This is a genomic window from Algoriphagus chordae (genome assembly GCF_003254055.1).
Lineage (GTDB): Bacteria > Bacteroidota > Bacteroidia > Cytophagales > Cyclobacteriaceae > Algoriphagus > Algoriphagus chordae.
The window spans coordinates 327,505-342,191 of the sequence record NZ_QKZT01000003.1 but is presented as its reverse complement, the minus strand read 5'-3'; the positions used below and the strand labels follow the sequence as shown (position 1 = coordinate 342,191).

Sequence of the window (14,687 nt, the reverse complement as noted above, 5' to 3'; positions counted from 1 at the left end):
TGAGTTAAAGAAACTTAAGCCAGCTCGAAAAGGGTCTAATTCCTCAAAGGTTCAACCCGAATAAGTTTATCAGTCCCCAAAAACTCTGGCTTTTCCGTTCTGTACCAACTTCGATTTGCTGGAATTTTCATTCCTTCAAATTCTGCCATTCCCTTCAAATAAATGATTTCGCCTTTTTGGTTTGGCTCATCTTGATAGAATTTATAGGCGGCCATTCTATAAGTTTCTGGCTCCAGGTAAAAGTACCAAACGTCTTTTTCATAGGGAACGCGAACTACATGATAGTCTTTCCCATCGAGCTCTTCCATCGTAGCCAGAGTCTCTATAGTTGTGCCTGAGTCCTGCAGCTTCATCGGCAAACCCCACAAAAAAGTATAATAGTTCCTACTTCTAAGTGCTCGATCTAGGGTAATGTCCCCCATTTGCACCTGCAAAGAATCGTGGTGAACTACATAGCTGGTACCATCTATTTTGTAAGACATGATAGACTGAGAATTATCCAAGCTAAAACTATAGCTCCTAGATGATCTCGGTGCAGGCAAACTATCCTCAAGTACAAAAGTAGCTTTAAGGCTGTTCCAATTACCATTTGGATCATGATAGTCGATAGATTTCTCGATCAATTCCTGTCCAGTGAGTTCCATCGAGAACTTGTCTGAGGCACATGAACTGATCATTAGAAGTAGAATAGAGAAGAATGCTGAGAGTTTCATGACTTTAAGTTAGCTGAATCTGGTTAATTTCGCCCAATGGATTTCAAGCTTACACGATTTGCCCCTACTCCCAGTGGGTTTTTACACTTGGGAAATCTCTACTCTTTTTTAGTTACAAAAGCCTTGGCTGAAAAGTCAGGCGCCAAGATTCTTCTCAGGATCGATGATTTGGATCGAGATCGATACCGACAGGAATATGTGCAGGATATTTTTGACACCTTGGATTTTATGGAAATCAGCTATGATCAAGGCCCAAAATCAGTTCAGGAATTTGAACAAGAATGGTCTCAGATTCATAGAATGAATGCATACTTGGAAGCTTTGGAACAAATTCGTGAGAAAAACCTAGTCTTTGCTTGCGATTGTACGAGGAAGAAAATCCAGCAATTAGACTCTTCTGGTTATTATTTGGGGCATTGCCAAGTCAGAAACATTCCTTTGGAAAGAAATGAGACTTGCTGGCGTATGGACACTTTTGACACAGACTTCATCCATCTAAATACTTATTCAGAAGGCAAAAAATCGTATACACTGCCTGAAGACTCTGCCTTTTTTATTGTTAGGAAAAAAGACAAACTACCAGCATATCAATTGACCTCAGTGATCGACGATGTGCAATATGGGGTAGATCTCATCGTAAGGGGTAATGATTTGTTAGGATCAACCTTGGACCAACAAATTGTAGCAAACGAGCTTGGCCTCCACTCATTCCAAGAAGCAACCTTTCACCATCATCCAGTGCTGAAAGGCCCCAAAAACAAAAAATTATCTAAATCTGAAGGAGCTACTTCTATTCAATATCTCAGAAAAGAAGGAAAGAAGCCTGCTGATATTTATCAGCTCTTGGCTGAAATTCTTGGGGTGAAGGAAACCATATCGGATTTTGACTCATTTAAGAAACAGCTTGGGCTTTAAACGAAAACCTAAGGATCAACTTGATTGATTTTGACTTCACCTATTCCCTATTGAATAAGGACTGAAAAATCCTGCTTATTATATTGGTTTTTCAATCTCTCAAACCCTGTGTGAAGTTCTTATCAAGTAGGTATACCATAAATGAAAAAAACCAGAGATTTCTCTCTGGCTTTTTTAATCACTTCTGATTTTTCTATTAATCATACTTAGCTGGCATATCAGGAGCCACCATGGAGTTCTTGATAAACTCACGGATATCTTCATTGGAAGTCTCTAGGTCTTCAGCTCTCAAATACATCATGTGACCTGATCTGTAGCCTTTCCAAGAAATTCTATCAGCCATTCTTCCAGCCGCGTCTATCTGCCAAAGGTTATACTTAGCATTGAAGAAATCTGTACCTCCATCATAGTATCCAGACTGCACCATCAGATGTAGATATGGGTTTTGACGCATTGCATCTCCTAGATCATATCCTGTACGCTCATTAGATCGATTCCATGGGTGTACTGGCCCAAATAGATTGTAAGTAAGATCAGTCTTGAAATTCAGATTCTCTCTTACATATATCTGAAAAGATGGCGCAAACGCATGATTCCAAGAAGATAAAGCCGGATCAAAATCAGGTCTAGAACCAGTTCCTGAATTGTCAAAACCTTTGTATCTACTATCCAATCTACCGATGGTCATCCCCTTGTCTCTTAGCAATTCTTTCCAGAAGAAATTGGTTGGGATCAACAGGTTATGCTCAAGGATAACATCTTTGCTTAGGCCAGAATACAAAGCGTATTTAGAGGCAATTGCATCACGCTCAGCTGCTGTTAGTGTTCCGCCTTTTATTACCGCTGGAATTAATTCATTGATGGTAAAAGCTTCCACTTCTGGCAAGAAATCATCAAGATCTTGATTCTGCAGAGATGGATCCAAGGCTTTGTGATACCAAGCTGTTGCTGCGTAATATGGAAGATAATTTGAAGTGTGAATAGGAGCACCACGGTCAATGCCCAATTCGGTAGGAGAAACCATGATCACACCATTGAAATACATCCAGTGTGAATTTTGAAGTTGTGCTACCAATCCTGCTACTCGAGTAGTACCATAGCTCTCTCCAATCAGGTATTTTGGCGAAGCCCAACGATTCTGACGAGTCACAAAGGTATTTACCCAATCTGCCAGATATTTAATGTCAGAATTGATCCCAAAGAAAGTAGAACGGTCTACTTCTTCATCCACGATACGAGAAAATCCAGTATTCACAGGATCTACGTAAACGATATCAGCCACATCCAAAATGGAGTATGGATTTGCTTTGGTGCCATAAGGCTGAAGTGGGTAGCCTTCGTCATCAATATTGAGTACCACAGGACCAGTGTAGGCTATATGCATCCAGATAGACGCCGAACCAGGACCACCATTGAACGAAATCACCAATGGACGGGTCGTCTTGTCAGAGATATCAGTTCGCTCATAATAGGTGTAAAACAAAGAAGCAATTGGCTTTCCTTTTTCGTCCCAAACAGGTTGAGTTCCAGCAGTTGCTTTGTAAGGGACTTTTTTGCCCTTTATGGTAGTTTCGTGTGTGGTTACTACCGCAGATTCTACTTCAATTTGTCTTTCTGTTTGAGCCATTACAGCCGAAAGACAAAGCGCAAAGAGTAATGTTAAACTTAGTTTTCTCATAAAGGTATGGGGTATAATAATTCGAGTTTGAAACTACTAATTGTAAAGTGATTCTGTTGAAGTTTTACATAAATGGAGCTAATTCTTTAGCTATTACTCGCAGAGACAAGCCTTGCTATTACCACCGCTGGGTAGAGAATTCCGATAGTGGAAAGAAATACCGAGAGCATCTTTGCCATCACCTGAATAGGGTACAAATCTCCAAAACCGACAGTCGTGAGCGAGACTAGGCTAAAGTAAATATAAAGTGCAAAATCCTTATCCAAACCTTCTAGCTTTACCTCTCCTCCTATCCCTGATCCGGTAGTCAAGTAGATGATTTCAAATAGAAATGAGCCTAAAATCGCTACTAGTAAATACACATTGATAGCTCCAATAATCCTGTAAATATTTACTTCATGATTTCTAAATAACAACCTGATATTCAATATAATAAATACGATCATATTCAAAACACCCACGATCCGCTCAGCCAAATAAAATTCAAAATCGTAATCTGAAAAACGAAGGATTCTTAGCCCTAATTGTGTCATGAAAAGCACGGTGGTCAACACCACCAATATTCTATTCCTAGACGACCAGATACCAGTAAAGAATAGAAACAGAAAGACTGTATTTACAAAAAGTGCTTGCACATGCCCATACTCTATTAGGATAGGAAGGACAAATACTGTGAACAACAAAATCAATAATAACACCACAAAACTCGCATCCGTCAGCCAATAATTAGTGAAGGAATTAAAAGCGTATTTTACTTGTCTGCCCCTTCTTTTTACGAATTGATTCATCTAAAATTCTATTTCACCAGTTAGGACTTTGACGGCCTGACCTCTAATAATCACTCTATTTTCCCTTTTCTCTAAGTGAAGCTCTCCCCCTCGTTTGCTAGCCTGAAATGCCTTAAACTTACTTTTCCCTAATCTTCTAAACCAGAAATCCATGAGTGCACAATGAGCAAATCCTGTAACTGGGTCTTCATCAATCCCAACATTGGGACCAAAGAAACGACTATAAATATCAAACGCCCCATTCCCAGCTGCAGTGATGATTATTCCCTCTTCACTATGCTTTTTGATAATTGAGAAATCTGGGTTACTGGAAATGATAGCATCAGCATTCTCCAACTCAAAAATCCAATTCTTCTTCAATTTAGCAGAATTTGTGATCTTCGAACCAAAGAAATCATCTCCAAAAAATGGATGCTTAGCTTCTAATGTGGAAATCAAGGGGAAATCCATTTCAATCCATTCGCCATCACTTTTCACCAGAAGTTCACCGCTTAATGTCTGGAATCGAATGATTTTACCTGCTTGTACCCAGCCCGCTTTTACCATCCAAAATGCAGAAGCCAGTGTGGCATGCCCGCAAAGATCTATTTCTAGTACTGGCGTAAACCAGCGCAATCTGAAAGAATCAGGCTCTGAAGTTCGTTCCACAAAGGCAGTTTCACTCAGATTCATTTCCATAGCTATAGTCTGCATCTGAACTGTTGAAAGCTCCTGATCCAACAGACAAACAGCAGCGGGATTTCCTGAAAATGCCTTTGCAGTAAAAGCATCAACGGTGGCTATAGCTAATTTCATACTTAGTAACGATCCGTTAGTATATTCAAATGATGCGTGAAATGCCCAGGGATAATCCAAAACAAAGCTCTAGGAGTGATTGGATTTCCACTGGCGCTCCCAACCAAATCGAGTGAACCTTCAGGTAAAGTTCGGATCATTGACAACAAGGCAATACGCTGTGAAATAAAATCATCCAGTAACCACTGAATAGGCACCTGCCCAAATCTCGCATTCAACACATAGGGATCCTGATCAAATCCCGGCAAGGACGATTTCTCTCCCCTAGCAAAGCAGAGTGCCCTAAAAGTCATTATTCGCTCAGTATCGATCACATGTCCAAGCACTTCTTTTGGAGTCCATTTTCCTTCTGCATAAGCTGTCTCAGCCCATTTTTCACCCCTTTCTTTAAATAGGCTTAATAGCAAATCAGCTTGTTTAAGAATCTGTTCTTCATAGTTATTTCCAGAAACTAACTTTAAGTAGGTTGAGAAAAAAGCCGAGTAATCACCTTTTTTCGGTTGTTCTAAGGTTTTCATGTAAAAATGCTTTGGCAAGAAAATTAATGAGATAAATTTAAGTCATCTGTATAAACCAGCCCTATATCATGCGTAAAAATTTATTCATTCTCTTCATAGCTCTTAGCTCTCAGGCAGCCATTTCACAAACTACTGTCATCCGAAATCCGGAAATAGCAGAAATGGTTTCAGAAATTTCAGCGGATTCTTTGGAGCATCATGTGCGAACCTTGGCCTCTTTCAATTCTAGACATACACTAAGCGCCGATGAAGAAAAAGGAATGCCTGCGGCACAGACCTACGTGCTTTCTAAGTTCAATCATTTTGCCAAGCAATCTGGCGGAAGAATGACTGCGGAAATTGAGAAATTCACCATAGCTGGAGATCAGCGTAGAATCCCCGAAGATTCTCCTGGCGCAAATGTAGTTGCGCGCATGAAAGGTACTAACCCTGATGATGATCGTATTTTCATTATTTCTGCTCACATGGATTCCCGAAATAAGGATATCATGGATGCAGAAGGCTATGCACCTGGGGCAAATGATGATGGCAGTGGGACTGCAGCAGTGATTGAACTGGCTAGAATAATGGCTTCACATGAGTTTTCGGCGACGATTCTATTTGTTGCATTTACAGGTGAAGAGCAGGGCTTGAAAGGAGCAACATACCTAGCTGATAAAGCCAAAACAGAAGAATGGAATATCGCGGCAGTACTGAATAACGATATTGTGGGAAATAGCAGTTCTTCTGAAACACTGATCAAAGACAATCTAAAAATGCGCGTATTTTCCGAAACTATCCCAGTAGCAGAAACAGAGCGTGAAGGAAGTATTCGCCGATACACCAATGCGGATAATGATAGCAAATCTCGACAACTGGCACGCTACATCAAAGAACTTGGGGAACGCTATGTAGATCAATTTGAAGTAAAGTTGATATACCGTTCAGATCGATTCTTAAGAGGTGGCGATCAAACGCCTTTTGCAAGAAATGCCTTTACAGCTGTAAGGATGTCCGAAATGAATGAGAACTTCCTCCATCAGCATGAAAATGTGCGAGTAGAGGACGGCATTCAATATGGTGATCTCCCAGAATTCATGGACTTCGAATATTTGAGAAAAGTATCCGCGGTTAATCTTGCTTCCTTAGCCTCTTTGGCCAATTCTCCAGATCAACCTCAGGAAGTCAAAATAGATGTCCGTGGCCTAAGTAATAAATCTACCTTATTATGGGATGCTCCTACGATCGGAAAAGTAAAAGGCTATTTTGTAATGATGAGAGAAACTTCATCTGCAATGTGGGAAAAGAAGTTTTGGACGACAGAGACTACACTTACTATCCCTTATTCCAAGGACAACTACTTCTTTGCTGTGCAAGCAGTATCTGAATCAGGAGCTGAAAGCCTACCTGTATTCCCTACTCCACTTTCTAGATAAGTCCAGTTCTTAATTAAATCAATTCCAAATTCAACGAAAAGCCGTGTAAGATGGAACCTCAATGATTATATTTAGTTAACTATTTCAAACACTATAACTATGAAAGCTAAAGAAATCGTAACGCTACAGCGTTCATTACTTGTCGATACAGAGAAATTACTTAACAAGCAGGTCGAAATGGAAGGTACTTCTTCTGCCTACTATTTGTCCATGGCTTCCTGGTGTCACATGATGGGCTATGAAAATGCCGCAAAATATCTCTATACCCATGCAGACGAAGAAAGAATGCATATGATGAAGATATTCCAATACATCAATGAAGCTGGTGGACATGCATTTCAACCAGAAATCACTGATATCAGACACAATTTCAATTCACTTAGAGAAATCTTTGAACTGATCTTGGAGCATGAAATCAACGTGACCAAATCCATCAACAATATAGTGGATCACGCTTTCACTAAGAAGGACTTTGCAACCTTCAGTTTCATGCAATGGTATGTCACTGAGCAAAGAGAAGAAGAAACTATGTCCAGAAGAGCACTTGAGCTTTTCGATATTATCGGAGAAGAGGGAGTTGGCCTCTGGACAATCGATCAGGAACTTGGAAAACTGCATAATGCAGCCCATCCACAGGAATAAATTTTAGAGCGGCTTTTTAGCCGCTTTTTTTATGCTAATGCCTTTTAAAATTTCGTTTTTTTTACCTTCTCTTCCATTGAATAATGATTTTGGAAACTATAGTTCAGGATTATTATTATTGGATAGATTTTTTCTTACTCAACTTTACCATATCTTAATAATGATTTTACTAAATCAATCCCCTAAAAATCCTTGATTCTATGAGCTTCAATAAGAACCAAGCGGCATTTTTCCAAACTCTTAAATCGTCACTACCAAGTTATAATTCATTGGTTGATGAGATTGCAGAAATTTTAGAAATCAGCATTGATAGTGCGTATAGGCGAATCCGAGGAGAGAAACTGCTGGACTTCGCCGAATTGGAAATTCTATGCAATCGCTTTAATGTATCCGTAGATACCTTTTTCAATCTCCACTCCAACAGTATACTCTTTCAAGGAAATCAAAATGACTATCAGGAAAATAGTTTCATGAAATGGATGGAAGATGTGTATGCGCAGCTTAATCTTGTCAACTCTTTTTCCAAAAAGCACATTTACTGGTTGGTCAAGGACATGCCTCCTTTCCACCACTACTATCACAAGGAACTGGCTGCTTTCAAGTTCTTTTTCTGGAGAAAATCAATTCTATTCACAGATAGCCTGAAGGACACTAAGTACTCTATTAAGGATAATTCTTACGATCAGTTTGCTGAAATAACACAGAAAATCCTCAAAGCATATCACAAGATCCCAACAACAGAAATCTGGAACATAGAAGGCGTAAATATCACCCTTCGGCAGATTGAGTTGTACCATGAAATGGGCATCATGACTTCCACAGAAGACACTATTTTCCTGTACAACTGCATGCTTGAAGTCATCGATAACTTGGAGAAAATGGCAGAAAAAGGTAAAAAAATTCTTCCTTCTCACCCTGAGGTTGAAGGAGCAGATTACACCTTTTTTGTTAATGAATTCATCATCGGGGACAACACCTTTTTTGCAACTATGGATGAGAAAAAGGTCACTTATCTAAATCACAGCGTTATTTATTTTCATGGCACTTCGGACCCATCCTTCAATGATGCCATGTTCCGTAATTTGGAAAATCTGATCAAAAAATCAACTCAAATCTCCTTAGTAGGTGAAAAAGAACGGAAGCAGTTCTTTAATAAATTGCGCAAAAAGGTAGTAGAACGCATCAATGCACTTCCAGTAGAAGAAGAGTAATATCGCCTTACTTGTAGAAATCCTTCACTTAAAGAAAAGATTCTGCTAATTTTAAGGCTGAAGTAAACCAATTATGAACAATTCAATAAAACATAGTATTGCTAGCCTGGTATTAGTTAGCAGCTCATTATTCGCTTGTCAGGAGAAAACTACTGAGCAAGTGATCGATGAGGAAAAAATGGTAGTTGCCAATTTGCCTGAACCTTCCAACAAACAAGAAGGCATGGTCTGGATCCCCGGCGGAGAATTTGTCATGGGAACCAACGAAGCAGATGCCTATGCTGCTGAAAAACCTGCAGTAGACCTTAAAGTGAATGGCTTTTGGATGGATAAAAATGAGGTGACCAATGCAGAGTTTTCCAAATTCGTGGAAGAAACTGGCTATGTAACTGTAGCAGAGAAGAAGCCGAAATGGGAAGATCTCAAGAAACAATTACCTCCAGGAACTCCAAAACCAGATGAAGCACTGTTGGTTGCAGGCTCGATGGTCTTCAGCCCTCCACCATACGCAGTCCCTACCCAAGATATCTCGCTTTGGTGGATTTGGGTAGAAGGTGCTAGCTGGAAAAACCCAGAAGGACCAGAATCAGATTTGAAAGGAAGGGAAAATCACCCGGTAGTTCATATCGCTTATGAAGATGCTAAAGCATTTGCAGATTGGTCAGGAAAAAGGCTTCCTACAGAAAATGAGTGGGAATTCGCAGCACGCGGCGGCGCAAACGGAAAGCGCTTTGCTTGGGGCGATGAACTGACTCCAAATGGTCAATATTTAGCGAATACCTTTCAAGGAAATTTCCCTAACGATAACCAAAGTCTAGATGGCTTCAATGGTACTTCCCCAGTTAAGTCTTTTGCTCCAAATACCTTCGGTCTATATGATATGATCGGAAACGTTTGGGAATTGACAGACGATTGGTATGATGCCCTGAAATATGCAAGAATAGCTGGCGAAGCTCCTAAGTTAGATGCAGGCATGAACCCTTGCTACAACCCTGACAATCCTTATGCCATGGAGCGAGTGATCAAAGGAGGTTCTTATCTATGTGCTGATAATTACTGTGTGAATTACAGACCATCTGCTCGTCAAGGACAGGCTTTCGATAGTGGTACTTCCAATGTAGGTTTCAGACTGGTAAAAGATGTCGAAGACAAGACAATCAGCTTGAAGTAAAAAATCAGTTGAGCATATAAAAAGGACGTTTCTTAAATTAGAAACGTCCTTTTTTATTACCAAATTTCTCTTCTATTTCTTTACGGCCATAGAATAAATTGTCTTAGGATCTCACAAGCCTCAAAGCCTTGACTTAAAAGTCCAGCTTATGGAGAAGCAGGATAACAGGCTACTAACCCTCCAGACTTTGAAGGTAAAAAACTATGGCAAATCGTAGCCTTTTGTAATTCTCTGAATGTATTTACCCAAAATATCAAACTCGAGATTTACCAGATCACCGGGCACCAACTGATGAAAATTGGTATGCTCAAAAGTATAAGGAATAATAGCCACCGAGAATCTCCCCGGTCCAGAATTGAAGCAGGTGAGACTGGTACCGTTGATTGTAATTGACCCTTTCTCCACGGTTACATTTCCTAGATTATGCTCAAACTCTAGATCAAAGACCCAAGAGCCATCCTGATCTCTGATGTTTTTGACCGTCCCGACCTGATCTACATGACCCTGTACGATATGCCCATCAAAGCGGCCATTAGCAGGCATACAGCGTTCCAAATTCACTTTCTTAGCTACCTTCCATTGAGATAGGTTCGTTTTCTGTATAGTTTCGGCGATTGCTGTCACACGATATGAATCAGGAGTAGTTTGCACTACAGTCAGACAAACACCATCATGAGCCAAGGACTGATCGATCTTCAATTCAGAAGAAAGCGTCGAGTCAATATCAAAATGGACATTGGTACCATCCTGAGTGATTTTGTGGATCGTGCCAAATGCTTCTATAATTCCTGTGAACATGGAGGTAAATTTAACTTTCAAAGATTCAATGATTAAGCAACAAATGCCCTAATCAAGTTCAAATTAAGCCAAATATTCTTTTATCTTCGACCGCAGAATCATAAAATAACTATGCCCCTACTCAAACTCGAAGACACATATTTACATAAAGGAAAACGAAGAGTACTAGTGACCCTGCTTCGGGAAAAAGGAATAAAAAATGAACGCGTCCTTCAGGCTATCAATACTTTACCTAGGCATTATTTCTTTGATTCGGCTTTGATTTCTCATGCTTATGAAGACAAGGCTTTCCCGATTGGCGAAGGTCAGACTATCTCACAACCTTACACTGTTGCCTTTCAAACTGAACTTTTGGACATTAAAGAAGGTGATAGGGTATTAGAAATCGGCACAGGATCAGGATATCAAGGAAGCATCTTACATCTACTTGGTGCAGAGGTGTTTACTATTGAATATCAAAAGAAATTATTTGAAGGGACTAAAAGATTCCTCACTAGACTGGGAATAAACATGCATCTTTTTTATGGTGATGGAACAGGTGGACTTCCTGCTTATGCGCCTTATGATAAAATTATTGTCACTGCCGGGGCTCCGGTGGTGCCAGAAGCATTGATACAGCAATTGAAAATTGGTGGTATTCTAGTGATTCCCGTAGGAGATAAGAGAAAACAAGCCATGCTTAAAATCACTAAAAAGACAAATACGAAGACTGTCCAAGAAGAATATGAAGGTTTTGCCTTTGTGCCACTTTTGGGAAAAGATGGTTGGGGATGAAATAAATTGAAATCTCAGACTTAAAATTTTAAATCCTCTGAAATCCATTCGTTTTCGAAATTAAATTCTGATCTATTTCTGTTTAGAATTTTTGTACAGAATTTTATTTCTATTTTTGTTAAAATTTAGATTTTATGAGCAGTAAAAAATTCGCAAAAGAGTCCGCCGTGATCATGACTGAAATGGTCCTTCCCAATGATACCAACACCCTAAACAATCTCATGGGAGGTAAACTGATGCACTGGATGGATGTAGTAGCTGCCATAGCTGCACAGAAGCATTCCAATAGCATCGTCGTAACGGCATCTGCGGATAATATATCTTTTCAGGAGCCTATCGCTCTAGGCAATGTGGTGACTTTAAAAGCTCAAGTGACTCGTGCATTCAATTCTTCTATGGAGGTGTTCATAGAGGTAACTGCAGAGGACATTCCAGCTATGAAGAAAGTCATGACCCATCGTGCATTTTTCACCTTTGTAGCGGTGGATGAGAACAACAAACCATCAAGAATTCCTGAACTAATTCCTGAAACTCCTGAGGAAATCGAAAACTTCGAAGGAGCACTTCGAAGAAGACAGTTGCGCTTAGTGCTTGCCAAAAGAATGAAACCAGAGGACGCCGTAGAACTGAAATCAATATTCAATCTGGATTAATAGAATTAAAAGACATTAAAAATGGCTGGGGCATTAGAGATATTGCCCCTCTTTTTTTGTGTTCAGGCGAATTATGAGCAATTTCCCGACATGGAAAATATGAGCATTCAGGAGCTCCAGCATATCATCACCGAAGAACTTTTTTTCTTTGAAAAAGATCCGAAGAAGGAAGTGGAAAAAGAGGCTGTAAATGCCTCTACAGTATCAGAAAAACCGCGTTCTCTTCCAAAAACTGTTCATATTGAGGCTGCAACACCTCCAAAGGAAGAAATAAAACCAGAGCCACTGTCTGTTCGTGGCAACTTCGAAAAGGGGATTTTGGTACTGCACGAAGAACCGGAGCTAAAACCAGAAGTCATGGACATGCTTGTGAAAATGATCAATGCTGTAGGTCATTCTATGAACGAAGTTGGTTTACTTTCTTCCAAAGAACTAGAAGGAAGGACATTAGCAGATCTTTACGACTTGAATGCACATATCGTTCTCAAATTTGGCCGTCTAAAACATCCAATCAACGCACTTCCTGCTTCTGACTATCAGATACACATGGAAAAGGAAACAGAGTACCTATTTGCAGATGCACTGACGACAATATCTGAAGATAAAGTTCTTAAAGGCAAGCTTTGGAACACCCTTAAAATACTATTTAACATCGCAAAAAAATAATGAGCCTTACTCCACAACAACATTCCTGGGCAAAGCGTTTTCGCTGGATTTCCCTTATCGAAGGTATTTCCACCTTGGTTTTATTCTTTATTGCTATGCCTCTGAAGTATATGTGGGACTATCCACTGGCTGTCACTTATGTAGGCTCGATACACGGAGGTCTTTTCCTACTTTACATTGCTACTGTCTTTCCGACTGCGCGTAAGTTAAAATGGACTTTCAGTAGAACATTCTTTGCATTAATAGCTGCTGTGATACCATTTGGCCCATTTATTTTCGATAGGAATCTGAAGAAAAGTCAGCACGTGGAATTATAACCTATGGCATTAATCAGTAAAAAGAAGCGCATTTATCCTATCAGTCATGGACTGAGGCGCTACCTGATTAAATATTCTCGTGAGGTGGATATTCCTATTCACTACCATGAGTTGCTACGCTATTCAAGTTCGATAGCACTTTACGATTCCAAAGACCAAGACACGCTGTGGGAGACTGTTTTCTACAATCAATCCGATCGTGAAGAAATCCATCTGAATGTCAAAAAAATCTATGCTTTACTCAAAGCTGGAGGCGACATGTCAGTAATGGAACATCTTTACGTGGACCGAATTGATCTCTGTGTCTATGGAAATACACAGCCCTTCCGAGTGAGAATTGTAAATAGAATCAATGATAACTTTGATTATTTCTACGTCAAAAATGCTGATGCTTCACGCGTATATGGCTTAGAATTCGAACATTTACTTTCTCCCAATAGAATCTCCTACTTAGTCCATCAAAACACACTGATAGAGGAACATATCGCAGGAATTCCAGGTGACAAATTTATGCGTGCCCATATGCAGGATCCGCATCTGAATCCTATACGCTTGGCAAAGGAATTTGTCAAGTTCAATGAGCGATGCTTCGTGAGATTACTGGGAGATATGCACTCTTCCAATTTTGTGATAGATGTGACTCCTGACTTTGAGGAGACGCATTATAGAATCAGAGCGATCGACTTTGATCAGCAATCTTATGAGGGTAAAAAGTCAATTTACTTACCCCAATACTTCAAAGAAAACAACGTCCTGATTCAATTGGGGATGAAGTACATTACTCCCGAATCTATGGTGCAATACCAGAAAGAAGAGCGGGCGCTAATCGCTACCCGACTCAAATCTTCACGGCAGGGAATCCTTGATATTCTCCGATCCATGGAGCATGATACGATCTCACTTCCCGAAAATATTGCCTCGCTTAAGGCCGAATTAGCAAGGCATTACAGGAATGATAAGTTCCTGGAATGCAAGAACATGGGACACATCATGAAAACTAGTCTTGAAGAGTTGGTTAAAAAGTAAGCGCTGCCTAAGCCATTCCTAAGTTACCCTGAGTTTTTGTCAGCTGAATAAAAGAGGTTTGCACAAAACATAGTGTCTTCTATACCAGAAGTTTACCTAGCCACGAACCAAATTCTGCGTTTATGAAATCAAAACTCTTTGCTAGTTTGCTATCTTATATGGTATCAATTTTACCACTTTTCACCCAGTCGATAGATCAGGCCTATAATGAAAAAATCTAAGAATTCACTACTGAACATTTGGAAAAAGTAAACTAATTAGTCAACTTTAGGAGATGATTAGGGAAATCATATTTTTTGGTGATAAGATCTCAAAGTTTTATTTGTCACAAGACGACAAGACCAAGCTTAAAATAAACTATGTCTTTGATTTGATCCGTTTTGAGCAACGTGTACCCATTAAATTCTTTAAGAAATTGGAGAATACTGACGGAATCTATGAAGTCCGAATCATTACCTCCCAAAAGAGTTTGAGAATTTTATGCTTTCAAGATGAAGGAAACCTAGTAGTGCTTACCAACGGTTTCATAAAAAAAACTCAAAAAACGCCTAGGAATGAAATAAAACTGGCTGAAAAACTAAAGACCGAATACTTAGAAAATAAATAA

The 14,687-nt window shown here is 39.7% G+C and carries 17 protein-coding genes; 11 read left to right on the top strand and 6 right to left on the bottom strand.

Annotated features, from left to right (window positions below; all coding sequences use genetic code 11):
- Nucleotides 1–35: 35 nt before the first annotated feature.
- Complete coding sequence (locus LV85_RS05160) at nucleotides 36–713, bottom strand: DUF6503 family protein (RefSeq protein ID WP_111317113.1); 678 nt, start codon at nucleotides 711–713, stop codon at nucleotides 36–38.
- A 36-nt stretch (nucleotides 714–749) separates the two neighbouring features.
- Between LV85_RS05160 and LV85_RS05155 the strand changes: the two genes are divergently transcribed.
- Nucleotides 750–1,628, top strand: coding sequence for a glutamate--tRNA ligase family protein (locus LV85_RS05155; protein WP_111317112.1), 879 nt, complete (start codon nucleotides 750–752; stop codon nucleotides 1,626–1,628).
- Between the two features lie 196 nt (nucleotides 1,629–1,824).
- On the opposite strand, the gene LV85_RS05150 is transcribed toward LV85_RS05155, so the two are convergent.
- The 4 genes from LV85_RS05150 to LV85_RS05135 form a co-directional block, all read right to left on the bottom strand.
- On the bottom strand, nucleotides 1,825–3,306 hold the full coding sequence (locus tag LV85_RS05150) for a S10 family peptidase (RefSeq protein WP_111317111.1): 1,482 nt from the start codon (nucleotides 3,304–3,306) through the stop codon (nucleotides 1,825–1,827).
- Nucleotides 3,307–3,392: 86 nt separating this feature from the next.
- Nucleotides 3,393–4,094: a potassium channel family protein gene (locus tag LV85_RS05145; RefSeq protein ID WP_111317110.1), complete on the bottom strand. Its 702-nt coding sequence runs from the start codon at nucleotides 4,092–4,094 to the stop codon at nucleotides 3,393–3,395.
- Nucleotides 4,095–4,889, bottom strand: coding sequence for a PhzF family phenazine biosynthesis protein (locus tag LV85_RS05140; RefSeq protein WP_111317109.1), 795 nt, complete (start codon nucleotides 4,887–4,889; stop codon nucleotides 4,095–4,097).
- A gap of 2 nt (nucleotides 4,890–4,891) precedes the next feature.
- Entirely contained in the window at nucleotides 4,892–5,407 is a 516-nt protein-coding gene (locus tag LV85_RS05135; protein WP_111317108.1) for a DinB family protein, read from the bottom strand.
- 68 nt (nucleotides 5,408–5,475) lie between these two features.
- Here LV85_RS05135 and LV85_RS05130 point away from each other — a divergent pair, with 68 nt between their 5' ends.
- The 4 genes from LV85_RS05130 (at nucleotide 5,476) to LV85_RS05115 (ending at nucleotide 9,846) form a co-directional block, all read left to right on the top strand.
- Nucleotides 5,476–6,822, top strand: a complete 1,347-nt coding sequence (locus LV85_RS05130) for a M28 family metallopeptidase (protein WP_111317107.1) — start codon at nucleotides 5,476–5,478, stop codon at nucleotides 6,820–6,822.
- A gap of 99 nt (nucleotides 6,823–6,921) precedes the next feature.
- Nucleotides 6,922–7,464 (top strand): ferritin, encoded by a 543-nt coding sequence (locus LV85_RS05125; RefSeq protein WP_111317106.1) that lies wholly within the window; start codon nucleotides 6,922–6,924, stop codon nucleotides 7,462–7,464.
- 200 nt (nucleotides 7,465–7,664) lie between these two features.
- On the top strand, nucleotides 7,665–8,675 hold the full coding sequence (locus LV85_RS05120; protein WP_111317105.1) for a hypothetical protein: 1,011 nt from the start codon (nucleotides 7,665–7,667) through the stop codon (nucleotides 8,673–8,675).
- A 73-nt stretch (nucleotides 8,676–8,748) separates the two neighbouring features.
- Nucleotides 8,749–9,846: a formylglycine-generating enzyme family protein gene (locus LV85_RS05115; protein WP_111317104.1), complete on the top strand. Its 1,098-nt coding sequence runs from the start codon at nucleotides 8,749–8,751 to the stop codon at nucleotides 9,844–9,846.
- A gap of 201 nt (nucleotides 9,847–10,047) precedes the next feature.
- On the opposite strand, the gene LV85_RS05110 is transcribed toward LV85_RS05115, so the two are convergent.
- Nucleotides 10,048–10,644, bottom strand: coding sequence for a riboflavin synthase (locus tag LV85_RS05110; protein WP_111317103.1), 597 nt, complete (start codon nucleotides 10,642–10,644; stop codon nucleotides 10,048–10,050).
- Between the two features lie 111 nt (nucleotides 10,645–10,755).
- Here LV85_RS05110 and LV85_RS05105 point away from each other — a divergent pair, with 111 nt between their 5' ends.
- The 6 genes from LV85_RS05105 (at nucleotide 10,756) to LV85_RS05080 (ending at nucleotide 14,687) form a co-directional block, all read left to right on the top strand.
- A complete protein-coding gene (locus LV85_RS05105) occupies nucleotides 10,756–11,418 on the top strand; it encodes a protein-L-isoaspartate(D-aspartate) O-methyltransferase (protein ID WP_111317102.1) in 663 nt (220 codons plus the stop codon).
- A 134-nt stretch (nucleotides 11,419–11,552) separates the two neighbouring features.
- The gene (locus LV85_RS05100; protein ID WP_111317101.1) at nucleotides 11,553–12,071 is read left to right on the top strand and encodes an acyl-CoA thioesterase; all 519 of its coding nucleotides are present in this window, start codon (nucleotides 11,553–11,555) and stop codon (nucleotides 12,069–12,071) included.
- A gap of 99 nt (nucleotides 12,072–12,170) precedes the next feature.
- Nucleotides 12,171–12,737, top strand: a complete 567-nt coding sequence (locus LV85_RS05095) for a hypothetical protein (RefSeq protein ID WP_146260433.1) — start codon at nucleotides 12,171–12,173, stop codon at nucleotides 12,735–12,737.
- Complete coding sequence (locus LV85_RS05090; RefSeq protein WP_111317099.1) at nucleotides 12,737–13,054, top strand: DUF3817 domain-containing protein; 318 nt, start codon at nucleotides 12,737–12,739, stop codon at nucleotides 13,052–13,054. The genes LV85_RS05095 and LV85_RS05090 overlap by 1 nt, the downstream gene beginning before the upstream one ends.
- 3 nt (nucleotides 13,055–13,057) lie before the next feature.
- Nucleotides 13,058–14,080 carry a hypothetical protein gene (locus LV85_RS05085; RefSeq protein WP_111317098.1) on the top strand — a complete coding sequence of 341 codons (1,023 nt, stop codon included), beginning with the start codon at nucleotides 13,058–13,060 and terminating at the stop codon, nucleotides 14,078–14,080.
- Nucleotides 14,081–14,354: 274 nt separating this feature from the next.
- Entirely contained in the window at nucleotides 14,355–14,687 is a 333-nt protein-coding gene (locus LV85_RS05080; protein ID WP_111317097.1) for a type II toxin-antitoxin system RelE/ParE family toxin, read from the top strand.

Excerpts from the sequence above, each read along its gene's own strand:
- LV85_RS05120 (WP_111317105.1), top strand. The coding sequence starts at position 7,665 with ATGAGCTTCAATAAGAACCAAGCGGCATTTTTCCAAACTCTTAAATCG.
- LV85_RS05135 (WP_111317108.1), bottom strand. The coding sequence starts at position 5,407 with ATGAAAACCTTAGAACAACCGAAAAAAGGTGATTACTCGGCTTTTTTC.
- LV85_RS05100 (WP_111317101.1), top strand. The coding sequence starts at position 11,553 with ATGAGCAGTAAAAAATTCGCAAAAGAGTCCGCCGTGATCATGACTGAA.
- LV85_RS05160 (WP_111317113.1), bottom strand. The coding sequence starts at position 713 with ATGAAACTCTCAGCATTCTTCTCTATTCTACTTCTAATGATCAGTTCA.
- LV85_RS05095 (WP_146260433.1), top strand. The coding sequence starts at position 12,171 with ATGAGCATTCAGGAGCTCCAGCATATCATCACCGAAGAACTTTTTTTC.
- LV85_RS05140 (WP_111317109.1), bottom strand. The coding sequence starts at position 4,889 with ATGAAATTAGCTATAGCCACCGTTGATGCTTTTACTGCAAAGGCATTT.
- LV85_RS05090 (WP_111317099.1), top strand. The coding sequence starts at position 12,737 with ATGAGCCTTACTCCACAACAACATTCCTGGGCAAAGCGTTTTCGCTGG.
- LV85_RS05105 (WP_111317102.1), top strand. The coding sequence starts at position 10,756 with ATGCCCCTACTCAAACTCGAAGACACATATTTACATAAAGGAAAACGA.
- LV85_RS05110 (WP_111317103.1), bottom strand. The coding sequence starts at position 10,644 with ATGTTCACAGGAATTATAGAAGCATTTGGCACGATCCACAAAATCACT.
- LV85_RS05125 (WP_111317106.1), top strand. The coding sequence starts at position 6,922 with ATGAAAGCTAAAGAAATCGTAACGCTACAGCGTTCATTACTTGTCGAT.
- LV85_RS05155 (WP_111317112.1), top strand. The coding sequence starts at position 750 with ATGGATTTCAAGCTTACACGATTTGCCCCTACTCCCAGTGGGTTTTTA.
- LV85_RS05150 (WP_111317111.1), bottom strand. The coding sequence starts at position 3,306 with ATGAGAAAACTAAGTTTAACATTACTCTTTGCGCTTTGTCTTTCGGCT.
- LV85_RS05130 (WP_111317107.1), top strand. The coding sequence starts at position 5,476 with ATGCGTAAAAATTTATTCATTCTCTTCATAGCTCTTAGCTCTCAGGCA.
- LV85_RS05085 (WP_111317098.1), top strand. The coding sequence starts at position 13,058 with ATGGCATTAATCAGTAAAAAGAAGCGCATTTATCCTATCAGTCATGGA.
- LV85_RS05145 (WP_111317110.1), bottom strand. The coding sequence starts at position 4,094 with ATGAATCAATTCGTAAAAAGAAGGGGCAGACAAGTAAAATACGCTTTT.
- LV85_RS05115 (WP_111317104.1), top strand. The coding sequence starts at position 8,749 with ATGAACAATTCAATAAAACATAGTATTGCTAGCCTGGTATTAGTTAGC.
- LV85_RS05080 (WP_111317097.1), top strand. The coding sequence starts at position 14,355 with ATGATTAGGGAAATCATATTTTTTGGTGATAAGATCTCAAAGTTTTAT.